The organism is Arthrobacter sp. P1_D12 (genome assembly GCF_056406175.1).
This window is the reverse complement of the sequence record NZ_JBFUAR010000003.1, coordinates 97511-120011: the sequence shown is the minus strand read 5'-3', so window position 1 is coordinate 120011 and position 22501 is coordinate 97511. Positions and strand designations below refer to the sequence as shown.

Here is a 22501-nt window from a genome sequence, read left to right as displayed (position 1 = left end):
GAAACACTGCCGCGAACTTCCATCTCAACGGCCTTGGGGGGGTTTACCCCAGGAGCGCGCGCTTGAGGGTGTCCAGGCCCACCGAGCCGATGTTCAGGGCCTTCGTGTGGAACGCCTTGAGATCGAAGCCGGGGCGGGATTCCAGCTCTTCCCGGATCTGCTCCCAGAGCCGCTGGCCCACCTTGTAGGACGGGGCCTGTCCCGGCCAACCCAGGTAGCGGGTGAACTCGAACTTCAGCTGCCCCTCGCTGATCGGCAGGTTGGCGCGGAGGAAGTCAAAGCCCTTCTCCGAGGTCCAGATGCCGCTGCCCCAGCGCTCGGGGACTGCGAGTTCCAGGTGCACGCCGATGTCGAACACCACGCGGGCCGCACGCATGCGCTGCATGTCCAGCATGCCCATGTGGTCGCCCGAATCATTGAGGTAGCCGAGCTCCTGCATGAGCTTCTCCGCGTAGAGTGCCCAGCCTTCCCCATGGCCCGAGGTCCAGCACACACTGCGGCGCCACTTGTTCAGCAGCTCCCGGCGGTAGGTGGCGGTGGCGACCTGGAGGTGGTGGCCGGGCACGCCCTCGTGGTACACGGTGGTGGTTTCGGCCCAGGTGGTGAAGGTGTCTTCGCCGGCCGGCACGGACCACCACATGCGGCCCGGGCGGCTGAAGTCCTCCGAGGGTCCGGTGTAGTAGATGCCGCCTTCATCGGTGGGCGCGATCCGGCACTCCAGCGTTTTCATGACGTCCGGGATCTCGAAGTGGACGCCGGCGAGCTCCGCGACGGCTTTGTCGGACAGTTCCTGCATCCAGGCCTGGAGGGCGTCGGTGCCCTTGAGCTGGCGGGCGGGATCGTTGTTGAGGATCTCTTTGGCTTCCTCCACCGTGGCGCCGGGCCGGATTTCGCCTGCCACCCGTTCCTGTTCGGCGATGAGGCGGTCGAGTTCCTGGACGCCCCATGCGTAGGTTTCCTCCAGGTCCACGGTGGCGCCGAGGAAGTCCCGGGAGGCCAGGGCGTAGCGGGCGCGGCCCACAGCGTCCTTGGCCGGGGCGACGGGCAGGAGCTCGGACTCGAGGAAACCTGCGAGCCGGGAGTACGCCACCCGGGCAGCTGCCGCGCCGGTATCGAGCCGTGACTGCAGTTCCGTTGGGAGCGGGCCGTCCGCGGTCTTGGCGCCGGCGGCGAGCTTGGCGAAGAAGCCGTCGTCCGCGGCGTGCTTGGTGGCCTGTTCGATCACGATCGAAACCTGGCGGGCCGCGGCCACTTTGCCGTCCTGCATCGCCGAACGCAGCGACTCGATGTAGCCGTCGATTGCGGCGGTGACATTGCGGACCCGGCCCGCGATGTGCTCCCACTGCCCGGCGGTATCCGTCGGCATGAGGTCAAAGATCGCGCGGATGTCCTGGGACGGGGAGGCGATGTTGTTCAGATCGGCCGTGGCCCAGCCCGATTCGTGGATTTCCAGCTGCAGGCCCAGCCGCTCTCGCATGGCGTCGAGCGTGACGGCGTCGACGTCGTCAGCCGGCTCCAGCCCGTCCAGCGCCGCAAGTGCCTCGCGGGCGGCGGCCGCGAATTCCTCGTGGCCGGCGGGGGAGAAGTCCTGGTACTCCGTCTCGTGCCCGGGCAGGCCGAGTTCGGTGGCGAAGCTCGGGTTAAGCCGGATCAGGGTGTCCGTGTAGGCGTCGGCGACGGCGTCAATGGCCGTCTGCTGGCGCGCGGGGGCAGTGTTGTCTGAGGCGATGATTTCGGTAGTCACCCGACGAGACTAGCCCGGCCGCCGTGGTTATGAAAGAGTCACTGAACTTTTTCGCGCGCAACTTTCCCGGGCAGATTTCGGCTGCGGGCCGGCCCTGCCAGGGCGCTGAACCGGGTCGGCTCAGCCCAGGCTGCGGCGCCAGGCCTGCGGACCGGGCCTCGGCGCCAGCCGAAGCTGCTGCCGGCGGACCCAGTGCCGGACGCCGGGGCTTTCCGGTGCCGCCTGCTGGGTCTGCCCCAGGGACAGCACGACGGCGGTCAGCGCCGCCAGCTCTTCCGGCGTCGGCTCGCCCTTGGCGACGGATAACAGGATCCCGGGCGCGGCGTCGCTGCCCACCGCGTCGGCAGGTTCGTCGGGTTCGGCCATGGGGCTCACAGCGGGATGTTCCCGTGCTTCTTGGCGGGCAGGGCGGCCCGCTTGTCCCGGAGGGCGCGCAGGCCCTTGATGATCTGCATCCGGGTCTCGGACGGTGCGATGACCGCGTCCACATAGCCGAGCTGGGCGGCCTGGTAGGGGTTGAGCAGCTCTTCCTCGTACTGGCGGATCACCTCGGCGCGCTTGGCCTCGACGTCGCCGCCGTCCTCCGCCACCGCGGCGAGTTCGCGGCGGTACAGGATGTTCACGGCACCCTGGGCGCCCATGACGCCGATCTGGGCGGTGGGCCAGGCGAGGTTGAGGTCCGCGCCGAGCTTCTTGGAGCCCATAACGATGTAGGCCCCGCCGTAGGCCTTGCGAGTGATCACGGTCAGCTTGGGCACGGTGGCCTCGGCATACGCGTAGAGCAGCTTGGCGCCGCGGCGGATGATGCCCTGGAACTCCTGGTCCTTGCCCGGCAGGAAGCCCGGCACGTCCACGAGCGTGATGATGGGGATGTTGAAGGCATCGCAGTGCCGGACGAAGCGCGCGGCCTTTTCCGAGGCCGCAATGTCCAGGGTGCCGGCGAACTGCATGGGCTGGTTGGCCACGATGCCCACCGTGTGGCCCTCGACCCGGCCGTAGCCGATGATCACGTTAGGGGCATAGAGGGACTGCATCTCGAGGAAGTGGGCGTCGTCGACAATTTGCTCGATGACTTTGCGCATGTCGTACGGCTGGTTGGCCGAGTCCGGGATCAGCGCGTCCAGGGCGAGGTCGTCGTCGTCGACCTCCAGTTCCTGCTGGTGCTCCAGCACCGGGGCCTCGGCGAGGTTGTTGGAGGGCAGGAAGTCGAGCAGTTCGCGGACGAACTCGACGGCGTCGGCCTCGTCGGAGGCCAGGTAAGTCGACGTGCCGGTGTTGGCGTTGTGCTGCCGGGCGCCGCCGAGGGTTTCCATGTCCACGTCTTCGCCGGTGACGGTCTTGATGACGTCCGGGCCGGTGATGAACATGTGCGAGGTCTTGTCCACCATGACCACATAGTCGGTCAAGGCGGGGGAGTAGGCTGCGCCGCCGGCGGACGGGCCCATGATGAGGGAGATCTGCGGGACGACGCCGGAGGCGTGGACGTTGTTGCGGAAGATGTCCGCGAACATCGCCAGGGAGGCGACACCCTCCTGGATGCGGGCACCGCCGCCGTCGAGGATGCCGACCACGGGGCAGCCGTTGCGCAGCGCGAACTCCTGGACCTTGACGATCTTTTCGCCGTTGACCTGGCTCAGCGAGCCGCCGTAGACGGAGAAATCCTGGCTGTAGACCGCGACCGGGCGGCCGTCCACCGTGCCGTAGCCGGAGACGAGGCCGTCGCCGAGGGGCTTCTTCTTCTCCATGCCGAACGCGGTGGAGCGGTGCACGGCCAGCGCATCGAATTCGACGAAGGAGCCGGCGTCCAGCAACAGGTCGATGCGCTCGCGGGCGGTGTTCTTGCCGCGCGCGTGCTGCTTGGCGATCGCTTCCGGGCCGGAGGGCTGTTCGGCACGGGCCTGGCGGTCGCGGAAATCCGCAATCTTTCCCGCAGTCGTGGTCAGATCGTGGCTCATCAAGTTTCTCCGGCTCTGTCGCAAGGTTGTACGGCGCCCGTTGCGTGGGGTCCTTTGGCTGGAATCCACAAAAGCAGGGCTCTGCTGGCAAGTCTAGTGACGGTATTGGCCGGTGCCGCTGTAGGGAACCTACAATTTTCCCGCCGCGAAGCTCCCTCACCGCTTTGTTACCCGCCAGTAACATTGGTCGGCTAGAGTGTGGGAATGACTTCAAGCAACGATGCTTCGGGCACCGCCGCAGGGCCGTACCAGGCAGCCGGTTCCCTCCAGGGCCGCACTGTCCTCATCTCCGGGGGCAGCCGTGGCATCGGCCTGGCCATCGCGCTCCGCGCGGCCCGGGACGGCGCCAACATTGTCCTGATGGCCAAGACCGGTCAGCCCCACGCCAGGCTGGAGGGCACCGTGTATACCGCCGCCGAACAGATCGAGGCCGCGGGCGGCCAGGCCCTGCCGCTGGTCGGCGACGTGCGCAACGACGCCGACGTCGCCGGTGCAGTCGGCGCCGCCGTGGACCACTTTGGCGGGATCGACGTCGTCATCAACAACGCGTCGGCGATTGACCTCTCCACCACCGACGACGTGGACATGAAGCGCTATGACCTCATGCAGGACATCAACGTGCGCGGGACGTTCCTGCTCTCGAAGATGGCGCTGCCGGCCCTGCGCGCCTCCGGGGCCGGGCACATCCTCACCCTCTCCCCGCCCCTGAACCTGGATCCGAAGTGGGCCGGCCTGCACCTGGCCTACACCATGGCCAAATACGGCATGAGCCTGACTACGCTGGGGCTGGCCGAGGAGCTCAAGGCCGACGGCGTCGCCGTGAACTCACTCTGGCCGTGTACCTTGATCGACACCGCGGCAATCCGCAACATGCCCGGCGGCGACATGATCGTCAAGGGCGCCCGCAGCCCCGAAATCATGGCCGACGCCGCCCACGCCGTGCTGACCGGCGGCAATGCGGTCCCCGCCCACAGCAGCCGGAGCGGCAACTTCTACACCGATGAACAGGTTCTCGCGGCGGCAGGGGTGACGGACTTCAGCCCGTACAGCCTCGGCGCGCCGGAGGCCCAGCTGGTCCCGGACATCTTCCTCTGAACTTGCTGGGTGTTTTGCGGCCGTCTGCCCCGCGGATTTTCCCCTCATTTGGGGGCCGGACGCCGGAATGAGCGGTGTGTCCGGCCGACACGCCGGACATCCCGGCCAGAGGTGGGGAGTTTCGGCGGAGGCATTGAGGCAGACGGCCGGGGCCCCGGTGCGCTTTCCTCGGTAGGATTCAAGGATGGAAGCCGCGCAGGAAACCCCGGACCGTCCGCCCCTGGACCTGAGTGCCCTCAGCGATGAGGCGTTCCTGTCCGCCAACGGAATTCCGCGCCTGACGGTGCTTGAGTCCACCGGCTCCACCAACGCCGACCTCCTCCGCGGGGTGACCGAGGATCCCGGTGCGTGGCCGGACCTGTCAGTGCTGACCGCCGAGTACCAGAGCGACGCGCGCGGCCGGCTCGACCGCCGGTGGGAGGCGCCGGCCCGCAGCTCGGTCTCCGTCTCCCTGGTGCTCCTGCCGGTCAACGGGGCCGGCCGGCCGCTGCCGACCCACAGGTACTCCTGGCTCTCCCTCCTGGCCGCCCTCGCCCTGCGGGAGGCCCTGACGGAAACGGCAGGCCTTCCGGCGGAACTCAAATGGCCCAACGACGTCCTGGTCCGGGGCCGGAAAATCGCCGGCATCCTGGCCCAGCTCGGCCCGCTCGGCGCCGGCGGCGCGCCGCCGGTCATCCTCGGCACCGGCCTGAATGTCACGCTGACGGAGCCCGAACTCCCGGTTCCCACCGCCACCTCCGTGCTGCTGGAGAATCCGGACACGGTGGACCGGACGGAGCTCCTGAAGAGCTACCTGTCCCGCTTCGCCACCCTGTACCGGAGTTTCTGCAACGCCGACGGCGACCCCACCGCCGGCATGGCCGGTGGCCCGTCGCTGCACAAACGCGTGGAGCACCTCCTCTCAACCCTCGGCAAGCAGGTCCGGGCCCAACTCCCGGGCGACCACGAGATCATTGGCCACGCCACGCGCCTGGACGAATACGGCTCACTCCTGGTGGTCGATGCCGCGGGCCATGAACATGTGGTGACCGCCGGCGACGTCGTGCACCTGAGGCCGTGGAATCCGGCACGGACCGGCAGCCAGGGCACCGGCAGCGGCGGAGCAGAAAGCGGCTATGCGTAGAGTGCTCCTGCCGGGAGAGCAAGTGATTGTGGTGACCCGGCCCCAGCCCAGGATGCTCATTGTCCCGGCGCTGATGTTCATTGTTGTTCCGGCCTTGGCCGCGTATGCCTGCGCCTGGGTTGTCAAGGGCGGCCCGGCGCGGCTCGTCCCCCTCGTCCCGAAGGAGTGGACGCCCTGGCTGGTCGCCGTGTGCCTGGCGTTGGCGGCGTGGGTGCTGCTGGGCTATTGCCTCCCGCGGGTCATTGCGTGGCATGCCACCCGCTACATCCTCACCAGCCAGCGCATAGTTGCCCGATACGGCATGTTACGGCGGCGCGATGAACAGGTCCCCCTCGCCGCCGTCCGCCATGTGGCCATTGAGCAATCCTTGTTGCAGCGCCTATTGCACTCCGGGAATATATCCTTGGAGACCGGGTACCCCCTTGGAACGGTGGTCCCCGATGTCCCGGAGGCGGCGACATTCCGTAATTTCCTGCTGGACGCCATCGACGACCTCCCGCAGGGCGAGGCGTCCGGCGCCGATGGCATGACCGACAACCCGGGCGAGGCCTGGCCGTGGGAAACGAGAGAAGGTGGAAGAGATGAACGCTGAGAACGTCCACCAGGACATCGATCTCGCTGCCCCGGATTTGCCCCGGGAGCCCGAGGACGCCGCCGGTTCGGCTGCCGCCGACAGCGACGCCGGGACCGCCTTCGGCAGCGAAGCCGGCGCGCTCATCGAACCCGCTGCCGAACCCGAACTCGAACCCGACGAAGCTGAACCCGTGGCCCCGCCCACCGGCACTATGTCCGCTGAACGGCTCGCCGCCAAGGCCCTGGAAGCGCGGCTGCTGGGCGGCGAACGCAAGCTTCGGCGTCGTGAAGTCGCCGCCGGTGCAGGGCTCTCGCTGCTCTCTGCCCGGAAACTTTGGCGCGCCCTGGGTTTTCCCAACCTCGGGGATGAAGATGTCGCTTTCACCGAGCGTGACCAGGCCGCCCTGTCCACCATCGTGGACCTGGTGCGCGACGGCAAGCTCACCGAGGAAGCCGCAATCTCCATCACCCGGGCCATCGGCCAGATGACCGACCGGATGGTGGTGTGGCAGATCGAGGCCCTCGTGGAGGACATGGTCCAGGAACATGGCGTGACCGACGCCGTCGCCCGCAAGCGTCTCGTCAGCGAGTTGCCGAACCTGATCGACCCCCTCGAGGAGATGCTCGCCTACTCCTGGCGCCGCCAGCTCAACGCCGGTGTGCAGCGCCTGGCCGTCCGGGCCGAAGCCGGGCTGCAGTCCAGCGAAGAGGGCCGCGAAGGCGACGAGGACGATGCGCCCCTGCCGTTGGCCCGGGCGGTTGGCTTCGCCGACCTTGTCTCCTACACCAGCCTGTCCCGCCGGATGAACGAGAAGACGCTCGCCCAGCTGGTGCAGCGCTTCGAGAACAAGTGCGCCGAAATCATCTCGGTCGGCGGCGGCCGGCTGGTCAAGACCGTCGGCGACGAAGTCCTGTACATTGCCGAGACTCCGGCGGCCGGCGCCGAGATTTCCCTGGCCCTGTCCCGCGCCTTCACCGACGACGAGATCCTGCCCCAGGCCCGCGTGGCCATGGTGTGGGGCCGCATCCTCTCCCGCCTCGGCGACATCTACGGACCCACCGTCAACCTCGCCGCCCGCCTGACGGCTCTCGCGGACCCTGGAACAGTGCTGGTGGATTCGATGACCGCGGCCGCGCTGGAGCAGGACGAACGCTTCGTCCTGGTGCCCCGGCCGGCCGAGGACGTCCGCGGGTTCGGTGAAATCCACCCGGTGCAGCTGCAGCCCGGCAGCGGCCGGGGCCTGATCCTGGACTGAACGCCGGATCAGCCCGGCGGTAGGCCGTGGCGGGCTTCTCAGCTGAGCGGCGCATATGCAATAGTCGGACCGGCAGTTGCGATCCGGCCGGGTTGCGAACGCCGTCAACCCCCGCGCACCAGTGAAGCCGCGCACCACTGTATTGAGGACCGCCATGAACCCATCGCCAGACGCCCCCATCCCGCCGTCGGACGGAAAACAGGGACCGCTACTGCGCTGCGGGTACGGCACGGACCGGGGACTGCGCCGCGAGGCGAACGAGGACGCCTTCATTGCCGCGGACCCCGTCTTCGCCGTAGCGGATGGCATGGGCGGGCACGAGGCCGGCGAAGTTGCCAGCAGCATCTGCGTGCGCACCCTGGCCGAGCTGCCACAGTCCAAGACCGGCAGCCGGGATGCGACGGCGGACATCCTGCAGGAGTACCTGCTCATGGCCGATGCGGGCATCCGTCACGCCACCGGATCGCGCGCCGGAACCACCCTGTCCGGCGTCGTGGTGGTGGAACAACAGGACGTTCCGTACTGGCTTGTCCTCAACATCGGAGACTCCCGCACCTACCGGTACAGCCACGGCCAGCTCGCACAGATCAGCGTGGACCATTCCGAAGTCCAGGAACTCCTTGACACCGGCCAGATCACCGAGGCCGAGGCCGCCGTGTACCCCCGCAGGCACGTGGTGACCCGGGCGCTGGGAACCGGGGATGACTCCGAGGCCGACTTCTGGCTGGTTCCCCTTGAAGACGGCGACCGGATGCTGGTCTGCTCCGACGGCCTCAACGGCGAACTCAGCGATGAGAAGATCGCCGGCATCCTCGCGGCCGAGGCCGACCCCCAGGCGGCCGTGGACGAACTGATCCAGGCGGCCTTGCGCAGCGGCGGCCGGGACAACATCACGGCGATCGTGGTCGACGCCCGGACTGCAAACGTGGACGAGCCCGCCTGACCTCGCGGTCAGCGTCAGTCCAAATTCGGATGCGGGCCCAGACCGGACCCCAGACCGGACCCTGGACCGGACAATGTCGGGGATCTAGGGCAGGATAGGTCTGTGAGCACAGGGAAGACCGCAGCAGAGACCGCAGCAGGGACTGAAGAAGCAGCCGAAGCAGCCCCCGGGCACGTCACGGACCCGCAAGGCCCCGCGGGGGAGCAGGTCCCCTCCGGGGACATCCGCGCGGAGTATGAAGACCTTGTTGAGCAGGTCCGCAAGCACCGCTTTGCCTACTACCAGCAGGACGCGCCGATCATCTCCGACGCCGAGTTCGACGAGCTCTACCGGCGGCTGGAAACGCTCGAAGCCATGCATCCGGAACTGGTGGCCAACGATTCGCCCACGCAGGAAGTCGGCGGCGAGGTGTCAGCGGCGTTTGCCGCCGTGCAGCATTTGCAGCGCATGTACAGCCTGGAGGATGTCTTCTCGCTCGAGGAGCTGGAGGCCTGGATGGTCAAGGCCGAGGCGGGCGTCGCCAAGCTCGGCAACGGCGGGAACCCGCCGTCGTGGCTCACCGAACTGAAGATCGACGGCCTGGCCGTCAACCTGCTCTACCGCGACGGCGCCCTGGTCCGGGCCGCAACCCGCGGGGACGGCACCACCGGCGAGGACATCACGCATAACGTCCTGACCATCAAGGAAATCCCGAAGCAGCTCAGCGGCACCGGCTTCCCGGCGGAGGTGGAAGTCCGCGGCGAAGTCTTCATCCCGTCGCAGGCCTTCGCGGAATTCAACGAAGCCCTGATCGAGGCCGGCAAGGCGCCGCTGGCCAACCCCCGCAACGCCGCCGCAGGTTCGCTGCGGCAGAAGGACCCCGCGGAAACCGCCAAGCGGCCGCTGCGGATGTACGTCCACGGCATCGGCGCCCGCGAGGGTCTCGACACCGCCAGCCAGTCCGAGACCTACCGCAAGCTGGCCGAGTGGGGACTGCCCACGAGCCCGTATTTCGAGGTCCTGGCCGGGCTTTCCGACGTGCTCGAATTCATTAAGCGCTACGGCGACAAGCGGCACAGCCTCACCCACGAGATCGACGGCATTGTGATCAAGGTGGACGACTTCGCCACCCAGCGGGCCCTGGGCTACACCACCCGGGTGCCGCGCTGGGCCGTGGCCTACAAGTACCCGCCCGAAGAGGTCCACACCAAGCTGCTCGACATCGCCGTCAACGTCGGCCGCACCGGCCGGGTCACCCCGTACGGCGTGATGGAACCGGTCAAAGTCGCCGGCTCCACCGTGGAAATGGCCACCCTGCACAACCAGGAAGTGGTCAAGGCCAAGGGCGTGAAGATCGGCGACATTGTGGTGCTGCGCAAGGCCGGAGACGTGATTCCGGAAATTGTGGGCCCGGTGCTGGCGCTGCGGGACCAGCAGGACCCTCCCGTCCGCGACTTCATCATGCCCACCGAATGCCCCGCGTGCGGCACGCCGTTGGCCCCCGGGAAGGAAGGGGACGTGGACATCCGCTGCCCCAACTCCCGGTCCTGCCCGGCGCAGCTGCGCGAACGAGTCTTCCACCTTGCCGGCCGCGGCGCCTTCGACATCGAAGCCCTCGGTTGGGAAGCCGCCATCGCACTGACCCAGCCGGCCGAGCCCGCGGAGCCGCCGCTGACCACCGAGGCGACATTGTTCGACCTCACTCCAGAGCAGCTCGCGGACGTCCGTGTCCGCCGGGAGAAGCGCTCCAAGGGCGTCGGCACCGGGGAATTCGAGCTGGTGCCCTACTTCTTCACCAAGGCCACCACCAAGACCCCGTCCAAGCCCACGGCCACGACGGACAAGCTCTTCCGGGAGCTCGAAAAAGCGAAATCCCAGCCGCTGTGGCGGATCCTGGTGGCCTTGTCCATCCGGCACGTCGGCCCGCGGGCCTCGCGCGCCCTCGCCACCGCGTTCGGCAGCATGGACGCCATCCGGCAGGCCTCCGAGGAGGAGCTCGCCCACGTGGACGGCGTGGGCCCGGTCATCGCCCAGGCGCTGACTGAATGGTTCGCCGAGGACTGGCACCGCGACATCGTGGACCGCTGGGCGGACGCCGGCGTCCGGATGGCGGACGAACGCGACGAGTCGACGCCCAGGACGCTGGAGGGGCTGACCGTAGTGGTGACCGGGAGCCTCGAGGGCTTCAGCCGCGATGAGGCCAAGGAAGCCATCCTGATCCGCGGCGGCAAGGCGGCCGGATCGGTGTCGAAGAACACCAGCTACGTGGTGGCGGGCGAGAACGCCGGCACCAAGCTGGACAAGGCCGAACAGCTCGGCGTCCCGGTCCTGGATGAGGACGGCTTCCGTGCCCTGCTGGCGAACGGGCCGGCCGGCACCGGCGCGGACGGCAGCGCGGACAGTGTGCCGGGCAGCGGCGCGGACGGCGTCCCGGACCCGGCCGACGACGGCGAGGCCCCCGTCGTCGAGGTTGCGGCGGCCGAATGAGTTCCCACTCCGCGGGTCCTCCCGCACCTGGCATTCCGGAGCTGCTCGAACTGGCCAAATCGGCCGCCGCGGCGGGCGCCGCCGTCCTGGCCACCCGGAAGACCGCGGCCCTAGACGTCAGCAACAAGGGCGACTCAGGAGACTGGGTGACCGCCTTCGACCTCGCCGCCGAAGCCGCCGTCCGGGACGTCATCACCGCCGCCCGGCCGTGGGACATCATCACGGGCGAGGAGGGCGGCACCGTCCTGCCGGCAGAGCCCAGCGGCTACCGCTGGTCCATCGACCCGCTCGATGGCACCACCAATTTCATCCGCAACATCGTCTACTACGCCACCTCCGTGGCGGTGGCCGACGCCGACGGCGTCTGGCTGGCCGGCGTCGTCAGCGCACCGGCGCTGGGACGCACCTACTACGCGTCCCGCGGCGAGGGCGCCTGGCTCCAGGAGCAGGGCCACGTGACCGCCCTGTTCGGCCCGGTCCCCGGACGGACCGGCCAGATCCTGGCCACGGGCTTCAGCTACGATCCCGGCGTGCGGGCGGAACAGGCCGCAGGCCTCGGCAGCCTGATGGACGGCTTCGCCGACATGCGCCGGCTCGGGTCCGCGGCACTGGACCTGTGCCTCGTGGCGGACGGCACGCACGACGCCTACGGTGAGCGCGGGCTCAACGAACACGACTTCGCCGCCGGGGCCCTGATCGCCGAGGAGGCAGGCTGTTGGGTGCGCCGGCCGCGGCTCACCAGCCCCCTGGCCGGCGGCCCCTCCGACGACGAGCGCCTCGCCGCATGGACGTGCGCCGGGCCGCTGGAACTCTCCGGCAAGTTCCCGCTCTAACGTCGTCTCACCGGCCAGGCTCTACGCCTGTCAGATGCGCCTGAGTGATAGTTCAGTCACGGAAACGGCCTTTCCGGGCACGGCCCGGGCCGGGCGCCCGTACCATTGACAGGTGCCTTCGCAGATCCTCATTCGCCCCGCCGTTCCGGCCGACTTCGACGCCATAGCGCGCATCACCCGGGACGCCTACCTGGCGGCAGGCTACTTTGAGAGCGCCGACCACCCCTACATGCAGCAGATCCAGAACGTCGGGCAGCGCGCGGCGGCCGCGACGGTTTGGGTCGCCGAGCGTGAGGGCCGGATCCTCGGCTCCGTGACGCTGGCGGTCGCCGGCGAGCCCTACGCGGACATCGCCTTCAGCGACGAGCTCGAGTTCAGGATGCTCGTGGTGGACCCCTCCGTGCAGCGCAGCGGTGCCGGCAAGGCCACGGTCCAGGCCATCATCAAGCACGCCAGGGCCCTGCCCGGCATCCACGCCGTGGCCCTCACCACTGGCGAGAGCTGGGAAAGCGCCCACGGCCTCTACCTGAAGACCGGCTTCGTCCGGGCGCCGGAGCGCGACTGGCTCGTGCCGGGCACGGACATCAAACTGCTCGTTTACCGCCAGGAACTCTAGCCGGGGCGGTGGCCCCGCGCAGGTCCGCCGACACAAAGCAACCCGGTTTGGCGGCCCGGCCATCCGGCGCCCTACAGTTGTGCCGATCCCTGCGGCAACTGCGAAAGGCCCACCATGCGCAAGACCTTCGGTACCGGCTCCACCTGGGAACAGACCCTCGGCTATTCCCGGGCTGTCCAGGTGGACAACACCCTCTACATCTCCGCGACCGCCGCCAGCGGCGAGGACGGAATCGTGGGCGAGGACTTCTACGCCCAGACCAGCTACATCCTGCAGAAGCTCGGCACCGTGCTGGCCGAGGCCGGCTTCGGCTTCGAGGACGTGGTGCAGTCCAAGCTGTACCTGACGGACATCAGCCAGTGGGAAGAGGCCGGCCGGGCCCACGGCGAGGTCTTCGGCGACATCCGCCCCACGCTCTCCCTCGTTCACGTGCTGCCGTTCCTGGATCCCAAGATGCTCGTCGAGATCGAACTCGTCGCCCAGAAGAGCGCCACCTAGGGCCAAACCGACGCTTGCCCGGGGCGTTGCGGGGGCCGGCCGGGCTCTGGCGGAACGTCGGGACTTGGAGTATGAAGGGCGCATGACCAAGGCGCACGGGCAGGGGCCCACCAGGATCCCCCTCATCGGCCAGTTCCGCTCCTATGACCGCTCGTGGCTGCGCGGCGATCTGATTGCCGGGGTCACCGTCGCGGCCCTGATCGTTCCGAAGAACCTCGGGTACGCAGGCATCGCCGGTATCCCGCTGCAGAACGGCCTGTATGCCGCGGCCGCCGGCGCCATCGTCTACGCGATCTTCGGCACCTGCCGGCAGATCTCGATGGGCCCGAGTTCGGGCCTGGCGGCGGTGGCCGCAAGTGCCGTGCTCGCGGCGGGCATCACCGGCGAGCAGGATGTCGCCTCGTTCGTTGCCGGAATTACCCTTGCCTCCGGCATCCTGTTCCTGATTCTTGCCGTCTTCAAGATGGGCTGGATTGCGCAGTTCCTCTCGAAGGCCGTGGTCACCGGCTTCCTTTTCGGCGCGGCGATCGACGTCGTGATCGGCGAGCTCCCCAAACTCACCGGGACCGAGGTCACCGGCTCGAATCCGCTCCAGGAGCTGTGGTCGTGGCTGGGCACCCTGGGCGCGGCACAGCCGACCACCGTGGTGGTGGGGGTCATCGCGCTGGCTGTGGTCTTCGGGCTGAAAGCCATCGCTCCCCAAGTCCCCGGCGCCCTGGTCCTGGTGGTGGGCGGACTGGCGGCGGAGGCGCTCTTCGGTCTCGGGGCCAAAGGCGTGGCCCTGGTGGGCGACGTACCCAGCGGGCTGCCCTCGCTGCAGGTCCCGGACGGCCAACTCATGTGGGACCACGTCGGCACCGTGGCGCTCGCGGCGGTGGCACTGGTCCTGATCGGCTTCTCCCAGACCGCAGGGGATGCCAGGGCGTTCGCTGCCAAACACCGCTACCAGATCGACATCAACCAGGAATCCATTGCCCAGTCAATGGCCAACATCGCCTCAGGTCTGTTCAAGGGGATGCCCGTCTCGACGAGCCTGTCCGCGAGCTCGCTGAACGACCACTCGGGGGCGAAGACCGGACTGGCCTCCCTCACCTCGGGGATCACCGTCCTGCTCACGCTGCTGTTCCTGGCGCCGCTGTTCTCGATCCTGCCCAAGCCCGTGCTGGCGGCGCTGATCATCGAGGCCGTCGTCATGGGCATGATGAACGTGCCCGAGCTGCGGCGGCTGGCCCGCGTGCAGAAGTTCGACTTCTGGATTGCGGTCGCGGCCATCATCGGGACCCTCATCTTCGGCGTGCTGGCGGGCGTCGTCATTGGAATCGGGCTCTCGCTCATCTGGCTCGTCCGGGTGGCGACCCATCCGGAGATGCCCGACCTGGGCCGCGAGCCCGGGACCCAGGTCTTCCGCGACGCCGGTGAGCACCCCGGCGACGAGACCGTTCCCGGCATTGCCGTGATCCGGTTCGACGGCGGCCTGTTCTTCGCCACGGCCGATGCACTGGAGGACCGCCTGCGCGACGTCATCCAGTCGACGCCGGGGCTCACCGGGATCGTGCTCGACTGCGGCGGGATCAACTTCGTCGACTCGCAGGGGGCGGCAAAGGTGGCGGACATCGTCATCCTCGCCCGGGAGGCCGGGGTCAACCTGCGCCTGACCCGGCTGAAGCCCGCGGTCCGGTCGGTCCTGGAGCGGGACGGCGTGATCGAGCGCGTCGGGGCGGACATGATCCACGGCAACATCCACAGGGCCGTGCAGGCGGAGCAGGCGGCGGCACAGAAGGAGCCCGACGGCGCCTAGTGGCCGGCCGGAACGGGGATTCCGTAGCGGTGCTCGGGCCGCCCGGTGGTGCCGTAGCGCAGCTGGATGTCGACGGCGCCGTCGTCCGCCAGCGCGGACAGATACCGCTGGGCGGTGGCCCGGGACACACCGACCCGGGCGGCGACGTCGGCGGCTGAATACTGCTCGCCGGGCACCAGGGATTCCAGCACCGCGGCCTCGGTGGCGGAGCGGGGACGTGCCGAGGCGACGACGTCGCCCGGGATCAGGGCGCGCTTGGCGCGCTCCACCGTCTCCTGGCTGACGGAGCCCGGCTGGGCCAGGATCCGGCGGTAGCGTGCATAGGAGCGCAGCTGCTGCGAAAGGGATTCGGCCGTGAAGGGCTTGAGCAGGTAGCCCAGTGCCCCGCGGCGGAACGCGAGCCGCAGCGAGGCCGTGTCCGAGGCCGCGCTGAGGATCACGGTATCGACGTCCAGCTGGTGCAGCAGGTCCAGGCCCGAAGCGTCCGGCAGGTAGACGTCCAGCAGCACCAGGTCCGGGCGGAGGCTGTGGATGGCCTGCAGTGCCTGGGACGCCGAGCCGGCCGGCGGCAGCGCCAGGAAGCCGGCCACCGAATCCACATAGGCGGCATGCAGCTTGGCGACGTGGAAATCATCGTCGACAATCAGCACCCTGAAATCCTCAGACATCGTTGTCCTCTCGGTTTGCTTCAGTGATTGCAGGTTCGGTATTTCCCGGCAGTGTTGGCCCCGGTTCGGTGGTTCCCGGCAGCGTGGCGACGAAAACGGCGCCCGGGCCGCCGGGGGAGCCGGCTTCGAGCACCCGCACGTCTCCGCCGCGGCGGCGCGCGAGCTGGCGGGACAGCGCCAGCCCCAGGCCCTGCCCTCCGCCAGGGCGGGCGGGCCGGACCGAGGTCGTGTAGCCTTCCGCGAAGACCCCCTCGGCCTCGGCGGCTGTCATTCCGCCGCCCAGGCCGTCGCCGGAATCGGCCACCACAATGTGGAGTGTGCCGGCGCCTCCGTTGATGCCCGGTTCGTCCAGCACTTCGACTTCCACCCAGCGCTCGGCCGCGGATCCGGCGACGGCGGCGTTCACGGCGTTGTCGATCAGGTTCCCCAGGACGGTGGTGACGTCCTGGGGTTCGGTGACGTGGCCGCGGACCACGGATTCCGGGCCGAGGCGGAGGCTCACGCCGCGCTCGTCCGCCTCGACGCCCTTGGCACCGAGGAAGGCCTGCAGGTAGGGGTCCTGGAGCAGCTCGGCCTGGTCCACCGGGAATGCCAGCGGCCCGGTGCCGGCCAGTTTGGCGAGATAGTCCTGGGCCTGCTGGGGCTCCCCGATGCTCATGAACCCGGCGATCGTGTGCAGCTGGTTGGCAAACTCGTGGCGCTGTGCCCGCAATGCCGCAGACATGGTGCCGACGGCGTCGAGCTGGCGGGTCAGCTGCTGCAGCTCGGTCCGGTCCCGCAACATCACCACCCAGCCCAGGTCCTCCCGGCCGTGCAGGGCCTTGCGGGCGCTCACCACCAGCACCCGGCCGCCGGCCACGAGTTCCACCGCCTCGCCCTCGGCCGCATCGGCCCGGGTCAGGGCCTTGAGCTGCTCCGGGACCGGCGCGGCGGCCCAGGCCGTGCCCGCGAGGTCCGGGACACCGAGCAGCCGCTGCGCGGCGGCGTTGAAAACGCTGACCCTGCCGTCGGCCGAAACGCCGATGACGCCGTCGTCGACGCCCTGCAACACGGCCACCTGGTCGTGCACCAGGGTGCTGATCTCCTCGGGTTCGAGCCCGAGGGTCAGCCGCTGGAGCCGCCGCCGCAGCAGGAAGGAGGCGAGCACGCCGGCCAGCAGCGCGCCGGCGGCCGTGACGGCGATGGGGATGATGTCCCGGGCCAGGCTTTGGCTGATCGTCTCGGTGGAGTAGCCCACGCTCACCTCGCCCACCACCGTCGTCGAATCCGGGGCGTACACCGGGACCTTGGCGCCGGCGGACGGGCCCAGCGTGCCCGTGTTCCGCGTGGTGACCTCCCGGCCCGCGAGGGCGTCCGAGGGGTCGGTACTGACCTTTTCGCCCAGCCGCTCCGCGTCGGGGTGCGCCAGCCGGATGCCGGTCTCGTCCGTAATGACCACGAACAGGGCCCCGGTGCGGGTGCGGGCACCCTCCGCGGCAGCCATCAACGGACCGGCCAACAGCTCGGCGGCCGGGGGAGCGGCGGGAAGGGCGCTGATGGACTGGACCTGAGCCCGCACGGAGGGGTCCGAGGCCACGGTCCGGGCCAGGGTCAGCGCCTGGTTCTCCGCCTCGCGGCCCAGCCGGTCGTAGCTCAGCCAGGCGTGGACGGCGCTGCTCAGCAGCACCACCAGCGCCACGACGCCGAGCTGCAGCAGCAGTGTCTGGGTCGAAAAACGCAGGGCCGGCAGAACTGTGCGGCGCTTCATCGGGCTCCTGCCTGGGGTTGGTACGGACGTGAGCAAAATGCGCAAAATGCATCCAATAAGCAGTATGCCAATCAATTGAGCCAAAGGCCCAGTCGTGACGGGCGCCACTCTAACGTCTGTAGTGCGCATCACACCGGAGTGGTGTCATTCAACGAAGAAGGAGCCGGCCGTGCTGGTATTACTAGGATTCGCCATGATCGCGGTATTCATGGTGCTGATCATGACGAAGAAGTTGACGCCGGTGCTGGCGCTCATCATTGTTCCCACAGTCTTCGGGCTTTTCGCCGGCGCGGGCCTCGGCATCGGCCCGACGGTCATGGACTCCATGAAATCCATGACCTCCACCGCCGCGCTGCTGATGTTCGCGATCATCTACTTCGGGCTGATGATCGACGTCGGGCTCTTTGACCCCCTGGTCAGGTTCATCCTGCGAAAGCTCGGCAACGACCCCGCCAAGGTGGTCCTGGGCACGGCCATCCTCGCGGCAGCGGTCTCCCTCGACGGCGACGGCTCCACCACCTTCATCCTCACCACCGCGGCGATGCTGCCGGTCTACCTGCGGCTGAAGATGAGCCCCGTGGTCCTGACCTGCGTGGCCGGCCTGGCCAACGGCACCATGAACATCCTGCCCTGGGGCGGCCCCACCGCCCGCGCCGCCTCCGCGTTGAAGCTCGACGTCAATGATGTCTTCGTGCCCATGGTCCCGTCCCTCATCGCAGGGCTCATCGTCGTGCTGGTCTTCTCCTGGCTGCTCGGCCTGCAGGAACGCAACCGCCTCCGCGCCGTCGCCCCCGAGATCTGGGGCGTCCCGGATACAGCCGCAGCCTTCGACGGCGATGCAGACGGCGCAGCCGGCGGCAGCGCGGCCGGCGGTACCGGAATCCGCCGCGGCCGCAAGGGCCCCGGAGCCTCGCCCGCCGGGCTCTCCCCGGAAGGATCGTCCGTTGCCGTGCTGGAGCGCGCCGATTCCCTCGTTGACGACCGCGACTCCGCCATGGCCGACACCGCCCTGGACCCCAACCGCAAGACCCTCCGTCCCAAGCTGTTCTGGTTCAACCTCGGCCTCACGGTCGCCGTCATGGTGACGCTCGTCGCCAACGTCATTCCGCTCCCGTTCGTCTTCATGGTCGGCGCCGCCATCGCCCTGCTGGTCAACTTCCCCAAGGTCAAGGACCAGAGCGCCCAGCTGATCGCGCACGCTCCCTCGATTGTCGCCGTCGTCAGCATGGTCATGGCCGCCTCGGTCCTGACCGGCGTCCTCAACGGCACGGGCATGGTCAAGGCCATGTCGGAATGGCTGGTCCAGATCATCCCGTCGGACATGGGTCCGCTGATGGCCGTGATCACCGGTGTCCTGAGCATCCCAATGACGTTCTTCATGAGCAACGACGCCTTCTACTTCGGCGTCCTGCCGGTCCTGAGCGAAACGGCGGCCCACTACGGCGTCAGCGCCGCCGACATGGCCCGCGCTTCCATCACCGGCCAGCCCTTCCACCTGCAGAGCCCCCTGGTCCCCGCCATCCTGCTCCTGGTCTCCCTCGCCAAGGTGGACCTGGGCGACCACCACAAGAAGGTCCTGTGGCGCACGGCCGTGATCTCCCTGGTCATGCTCGGCGTAGGAGTCCTCACCGGAGCCATCGGCATCGGCTGACAAGCCAAGGAGCACCACAAATATTCATAACGAGACTGTCGGGTTCGGAGATTTTCCGGACCCGACAGTCGCGTTTGGTGAGGGAGGCTCGTCCGGCCTGGCGCCGGACGGCGGCAGGGCGTTCAGACACGTAGACTGGGACGGAAAATTATCCATACCTTGCAGGGGAGATCCATGGCTGCGATCAACCGCGATGACGTCGCGCATCTCGCGCAACTCGCGCACATCGAGATGAGTGCTGAAGAGCTGGACAGGATGGCCGGCGAACTCGCCGTCATCGTGGATTCAGTGAAGTCCGTCAGTGAAGCCGCCGGTGATGACGTCCCGGCCACGTCCCACCCGATTCCGCTGACCAATGTGTTCCGCGAGGACGTCGTGGGCCACACGTTTACGGCCGAGCAATCCCTCTCCGGTGCCCCAGACGCGTACGAAGGCCGTTTCAAGGTCCCGGCAATCCTGGATGAGGACTAAGACCATGACTGAGAACAACGAACTGATCCGCCTCTCCGCCGCCGCGCTCGCCGAGAAGCTGGCCGCCCGCGAGATCACCGCCGTCGAGGTCACCCAGGCCTACCTGGACCGCATCGCCGCCGTCGACGGCAAGGTCCACGCCTTCCTCCACGTCAACGCCGACGAGGCGCTCGCCGTCGCCGCCGAAGTGGATGCGATCCGCGCCGCCGGCGGTGCCGCCGCCGAAGAGCTCCACGTCCTCGCGGGCGTCCCGATCGCCGTCAAGGACCTCATCGTCACGATCGGCCAGCCCACCACGGCCGGCTCGAAGATCCTCGAAGGCTGGCACAGCCCCTACGACGCCACCGTCGTCGAGCGCCTGCGCGCCGCCAAGATGCCGATCCTGGGCAAGACGAACCTCGACGAATTCGCGATGGGCTCGTCCACCGAGCACTCCGCCTACGGGCCCACGCACAACCCGTGGGACCTCGACCGCATCCCGGGCGGTTCCGGCGGCGGCTCCGCTGCCGCCGTCGCGGCCTTCGAAGCCCCGCTGGCCCTCGGCACGGACACCGGCGGATCCATCCGCCAGCCCGGCGCCGTCACCGGCACGGTCGGCGTCAAGCCCACCTACGGCGGCGTTTCCCGCTACGGCGCCATCGCCATGGCCTCCTCGCTGGACCAGATCGGCCCGGTCTCGCGCACCGTTCTCGACTCGGCCCTGCTGCACCAGGTGATTGGCGGGCACGATCCGCGCGACTCCACCTCGCTGCCGGACCCGCTCGAGGACCTCGTGGCCGCTGCCCGGACCGGCAACGTCGAGGGCATGAAGATCGGCATCATCAAGGAGCTCCACGGCGAGGGCTACCAGGCCGGCGTCGAGAACCGCTTCAACGAATCCCTCGAGCTGCTCAAGGGCGCGGGCGCCGAGATCGTCGAGGTCTCCTGCCCCAACTTCAAGTACGCCCTGGGCGCCTACTACCTGATCATGCCGTCGGAGGCGTCCTCCAACCTGGCCAAGTTCGACGGCGTCCGCTACGGCCTGCGGGTCCTGCCCGAACAGGGACCGCTGACCATCGAGCGGGTCATGGGGGCCACCCGCGCCGCCGGCTTCGGCGACGAGGTCAAGCGCCGCATCATCCTGGGCACCTACGCCCTGAGTGCCGGCTACTACGACGCGTACTACGGCTCGGCCCAGAAGGTGCGCACCCTGATCCAGCGCGACTTCGACGCCGCCTTCGAAAAGGCCGACGTGCTGATTTCCCCGACGGCGCCGACCACGGCGTTCAAGCTCGGCGAGAAGCTCAACGACCCGCTGGCGATGTACCTCAACGATGTCGCCACCATCCCGGCGAACATGGCCGGCGTCCCCGGCCTGTCGCTGCCCGGCGGCCTGGCCGACGAGGACGGGCTGCCCGTGGGCATCCAGCTCCTGGCCCCGGCCCGCCAGGACGCCCGCCTGTACCGCGTCGGCGCGGTCCTGGAATCCCTGCTCGAGGCGCAGTGGGGCGGCCCGCTGCTGGACAAGGCCCCCTCGCTCACTGATTCTGCCGTTTCAAGCCACGGAGGTTCACACTAATGACTGACGCAACCCTCAGCTTTGAAGAGGCGATGGACAAGTACGATCCCGTCCTGGGGTTCGAGGTCCACGTGGAGCTCAACACCAAGACCAAGATGTTCTCCTCCGCGCCGAACGTCTTCGGCGACGAGCCGAACACCAACGTCAACGAGGTGGACCTCGGCATGCCCGGCGTGCTGCCGGTGGTGAACAAGACCGCGATCGAGTCCTCGATCAAGATCGGCCTGGCGCTGAACTGCAAGATCGCCGAGAAGTGCCGCTTCGCCCGGAAGAACTACTTCTACCCGGACACCCCGAAGAACTTCCAGACCTCCCAGTACGACGAGCCCATCGCGTACGACGGCTACCTGGACGTCGAGCTCGCCGACGGCACCGTGTTCCGCGTCGAAATTGAACGCGCGCACATGGAGGAGGACGCCGGCAAGCTGACCCACATGGGCGGCGCCACCGGCCGCATCCAGGGAGCGGACTACTCCCTGGTGGACTACAACCGTTCCGGCGTGCCGCTGGTCGAGATCGTCACCAAGCCGATCGAGGGCGCCGGCAGCCGCGCTCCCGAACTCGCCAAGGCCTACGTGGCCGCCGTCCGCGAGATCGTCAAGAACCTCGGGGTCTCGGACGCGAAGATGGAGCGCGGCAACGTCCGCTGCGACGCCAACGTCTCGCTGCGCCCGCACGGCCGCGAACGTTTCGGCATCCGTTCGGAAACCAAGAACGTCAACTCGCTGCGCGCCGTCGAACACGCGGTCCGCTACGAGATCCAGCGGCACGCCGCCGTGCTGGACTCCGGCGAGCCGGTCACCCAGGAAACCCGGCACTGGCACGAGGACACCCGGACCACGACATCGGGCCGGGCCAAGTCCGACGCCGACGACTACCGCTACTTCCCGGAACCTGACCTGGTCCCGATCACCGCGTCCCGCGAATGGGTCGAGGAGCTCCGGGCCACCCTGCCCGAGCCGCCGGCCGCGCGCCGCAAGCGGCTGCAGGCCGACTGGGGCTACTCGGACCTGGAGTTCCGCGACGTCGTCAACGCCGGCGTCATGGACGAGATCGAGGACACCATCACCGCCGGCGCCACCGCCACCGTGGCCCGCAAATGGTGGATGGGCGAGATCGTCGGCCGCGCCAAGAACGCCGACGTCGATCCCGGCCAGCTCGGCGTCAACCCGGCCACCATCGTGGAACTGAACAAGATGGTCGAGGACGGCAAGATCAACAACAAGATGGCCTCCGAGGTCCTGGACGGCGTGCTCGCCGGCGAAGGCACCCCGGCGGAAATCGTCGAGAAGCGCGGCCTCGCCGTGGTCTCCGACGACGGCCCGCTGCTCGAAGCCATCGACGCGGCCCTCGCCGCTCAGTCCGGCGTCGCGGACAAGATCCGCGGCGGCAAGATCCAGGCGATCGGCGCGATCGTCGGGGGCGTGATGAAGGCCACCCGCGGGCAGGCCGACGCCGGCCGCGTGCGCGAGCTGATCCTCCAGCGCCTCGGCGTCGAGGGCTAGC

Annotated in this window: 19 protein-coding genes; 14 read left to right on the top strand and 5 right to left on the bottom strand. The window is 68.7% G+C overall.

Translation table 11 applies throughout. From position 1 onward, the window contains the following. Positions 1-43: 43 nt before the first annotated feature. From AC1DZV_RS03540 to AC1DZV_RS03530, 3 genes are all read right to left on the bottom strand, one after another. The gene (locus AC1DZV_RS03540; protein WP_476952971.1) at positions 44-1744 is read right to left on the bottom strand and encodes a DUF885 domain-containing protein; all 1701 of its coding nucleotides are present in this window, start codon (positions 1742-1744) and stop codon (positions 44-46) included. A gap of 120 nt (positions 1745-1864) precedes the next feature. Beyond that, positions 1865-2110 carry an acyl-CoA carboxylase subunit epsilon gene (locus AC1DZV_RS03535; protein ID WP_476952977.1) on the bottom strand — a complete coding sequence of 82 codons (246 nt, stop codon included), beginning with the start codon at positions 2108-2110 and terminating at the stop codon, positions 1865-1867. 5 nt (positions 2111-2115) lie between these two features. Next, the gene (locus tag AC1DZV_RS03530) at positions 2116-3699 is read right to left on the bottom strand and encodes an acyl-CoA carboxylase subunit beta (protein WP_028278320.1); all 1584 of its coding nucleotides are present in this window, start codon (positions 3697-3699) and stop codon (positions 2116-2118) included. A 204-nt stretch (positions 3700-3903) separates the two neighbouring features. Between AC1DZV_RS03530 and AC1DZV_RS03525 the strand changes: the two genes are divergently transcribed. From AC1DZV_RS03525 to AC1DZV_RS03480, 10 genes are all read left to right on the top strand, one after another. Continuing rightward, on the top strand, positions 3904-4794 hold the full coding sequence (locus tag AC1DZV_RS03525; protein ID WP_476950600.1) for an SDR family oxidoreductase: 891 nt from the start codon (positions 3904-3906) through the stop codon (positions 4792-4794). Positions 4795-4978: 184 nt separating this feature from the next. Continuing rightward, positions 4979-5917 (top strand): biotin--[acetyl-CoA-carboxylase] ligase, encoded by a 939-nt coding sequence (locus tag AC1DZV_RS03520; protein ID WP_476950599.1) that lies wholly within the window; start codon positions 4979-4981, stop codon positions 5915-5917. Next, positions 5910-6509, top strand: coding sequence for a PH domain-containing protein (locus tag AC1DZV_RS03515; protein ID WP_476952970.1), 600 nt, complete (start codon positions 5910-5912; stop codon positions 6507-6509). The genes AC1DZV_RS03520 and AC1DZV_RS03515 overlap by 8 nt, the downstream gene beginning before the upstream one ends. After that, entirely contained in the window at positions 6499-7746 is a 1248-nt protein-coding gene (locus tag AC1DZV_RS03510; RefSeq protein ID WP_476952969.1) for an adenylate/guanylate cyclase domain-containing protein, read from the top strand. The genes AC1DZV_RS03515 and AC1DZV_RS03510 overlap by 11 nt, the downstream gene beginning before the upstream one ends. 154 nt (positions 7747-7900) lie before the next feature. Further along, the gene (locus AC1DZV_RS03505) at positions 7901-8689 is read left to right on the top strand and encodes a PP2C family protein-serine/threonine phosphatase (RefSeq protein WP_476952968.1); all 789 of its coding nucleotides are present in this window, start codon (positions 7901-7903) and stop codon (positions 8687-8689) included. Between the two features lie 102 nt (positions 8690-8791). Beyond that, positions 8792-11155, top strand: a complete 2364-nt coding sequence (gene ligA / locus AC1DZV_RS03500) for an NAD-dependent DNA ligase LigA (protein WP_476950595.1) — start codon at positions 8792-8794, stop codon at positions 11153-11155. Continuing rightward, positions 11152-11988 carry an inositol monophosphatase family protein gene (locus tag AC1DZV_RS03495; RefSeq protein ID WP_476950594.1) on the top strand — a complete coding sequence of 279 codons (837 nt, stop codon included), beginning with the start codon at positions 11152-11154 and terminating at the stop codon, positions 11986-11988. Before ligA ends, AC1DZV_RS03495 begins: the two co-directional genes overlap by 4 nt. Before the next feature lie 112 nt (positions 11989-12100). After that, positions 12101-12604, top strand: coding sequence for a GNAT family N-acetyltransferase (locus AC1DZV_RS03490; protein ID WP_476952967.1), 504 nt, complete (start codon positions 12101-12103; stop codon positions 12602-12604). A gap of 114 nt (positions 12605-12718) precedes the next feature. Then, positions 12719-13102 (top strand): RidA family protein, encoded by a 384-nt coding sequence (locus AC1DZV_RS03485; protein ID WP_459384247.1) that lies wholly within the window; start codon positions 12719-12721, stop codon positions 13100-13102. 82 nt (positions 13103-13184) lie between these two features. After that, positions 13185-14900: a SulP family inorganic anion transporter gene (locus AC1DZV_RS03480; protein WP_476950592.1), complete on the top strand. Its 1716-nt coding sequence runs from the start codon at positions 13185-13187 to the stop codon at positions 14898-14900. On the opposite strand, the gene AC1DZV_RS03475 is transcribed toward AC1DZV_RS03480, so the two are convergent. Both AC1DZV_RS03475 and AC1DZV_RS03470 read right to left on the bottom strand, forming a co-directional pair. Then, on the bottom strand, positions 14897-15568 hold the full coding sequence (locus AC1DZV_RS03475; protein WP_476950591.1) for a response regulator: 672 nt from the start codon (positions 15566-15568) through the stop codon (positions 14897-14899). The genes AC1DZV_RS03480 and AC1DZV_RS03475 overlap by 4 nt on opposite strands. Further along, the gene (locus AC1DZV_RS03470; RefSeq protein ID WP_476952966.1) at positions 15561-17315 is read right to left on the bottom strand and encodes a sensor histidine kinase; all 1755 of its coding nucleotides are present in this window, start codon (positions 17313-17315) and stop codon (positions 15561-15563) included. The genes AC1DZV_RS03475 and AC1DZV_RS03470 overlap by 8 nt, the downstream gene beginning before the upstream one ends. Positions 17316-17484: 169 nt before the next feature. Here AC1DZV_RS03470 and AC1DZV_RS03465 point away from each other — a divergent pair, with 169 nt between their 5' ends. The 4 genes from AC1DZV_RS03465 (at position 17485) to gatB (ending at position 22500) form a co-directional block, all read left to right on the top strand. Next, positions 17485-18966 (top strand): CitMHS family transporter, encoded by a 1482-nt coding sequence (locus tag AC1DZV_RS03465; RefSeq protein ID WP_476952965.1) that lies wholly within the window; start codon positions 17485-17487, stop codon positions 18964-18966. A gap of 174 nt (positions 18967-19140) precedes the next feature. Beyond that, positions 19141-19437, top strand: coding sequence for an Asp-tRNA(Asn)/Glu-tRNA(Gln) amidotransferase subunit GatC (gatC, locus tag AC1DZV_RS03460; protein WP_026537696.1), 297 nt, complete (start codon positions 19141-19143; stop codon positions 19435-19437). A 4-nt stretch (positions 19438-19441) separates the two neighbouring features. Next, positions 19442-20995 carry an Asp-tRNA(Asn)/Glu-tRNA(Gln) amidotransferase subunit GatA gene (gatA, locus tag AC1DZV_RS03455; RefSeq protein ID WP_079551532.1) on the top strand — a complete coding sequence of 518 codons (1554 nt, stop codon included), beginning with the start codon at positions 19442-19444 and terminating at the stop codon, positions 20993-20995. After that, positions 20995-22500: an Asp-tRNA(Asn)/Glu-tRNA(Gln) amidotransferase subunit GatB gene (gene gatB / locus AC1DZV_RS03450; protein ID WP_476952964.1), complete on the top strand. Its 1506-nt coding sequence runs from the start codon at positions 20995-20997 to the stop codon at positions 22498-22500. Before gatA ends, gatB begins: the two co-directional genes overlap by 1 nt. Position 22501 lies beyond the last annotated feature (1 nt).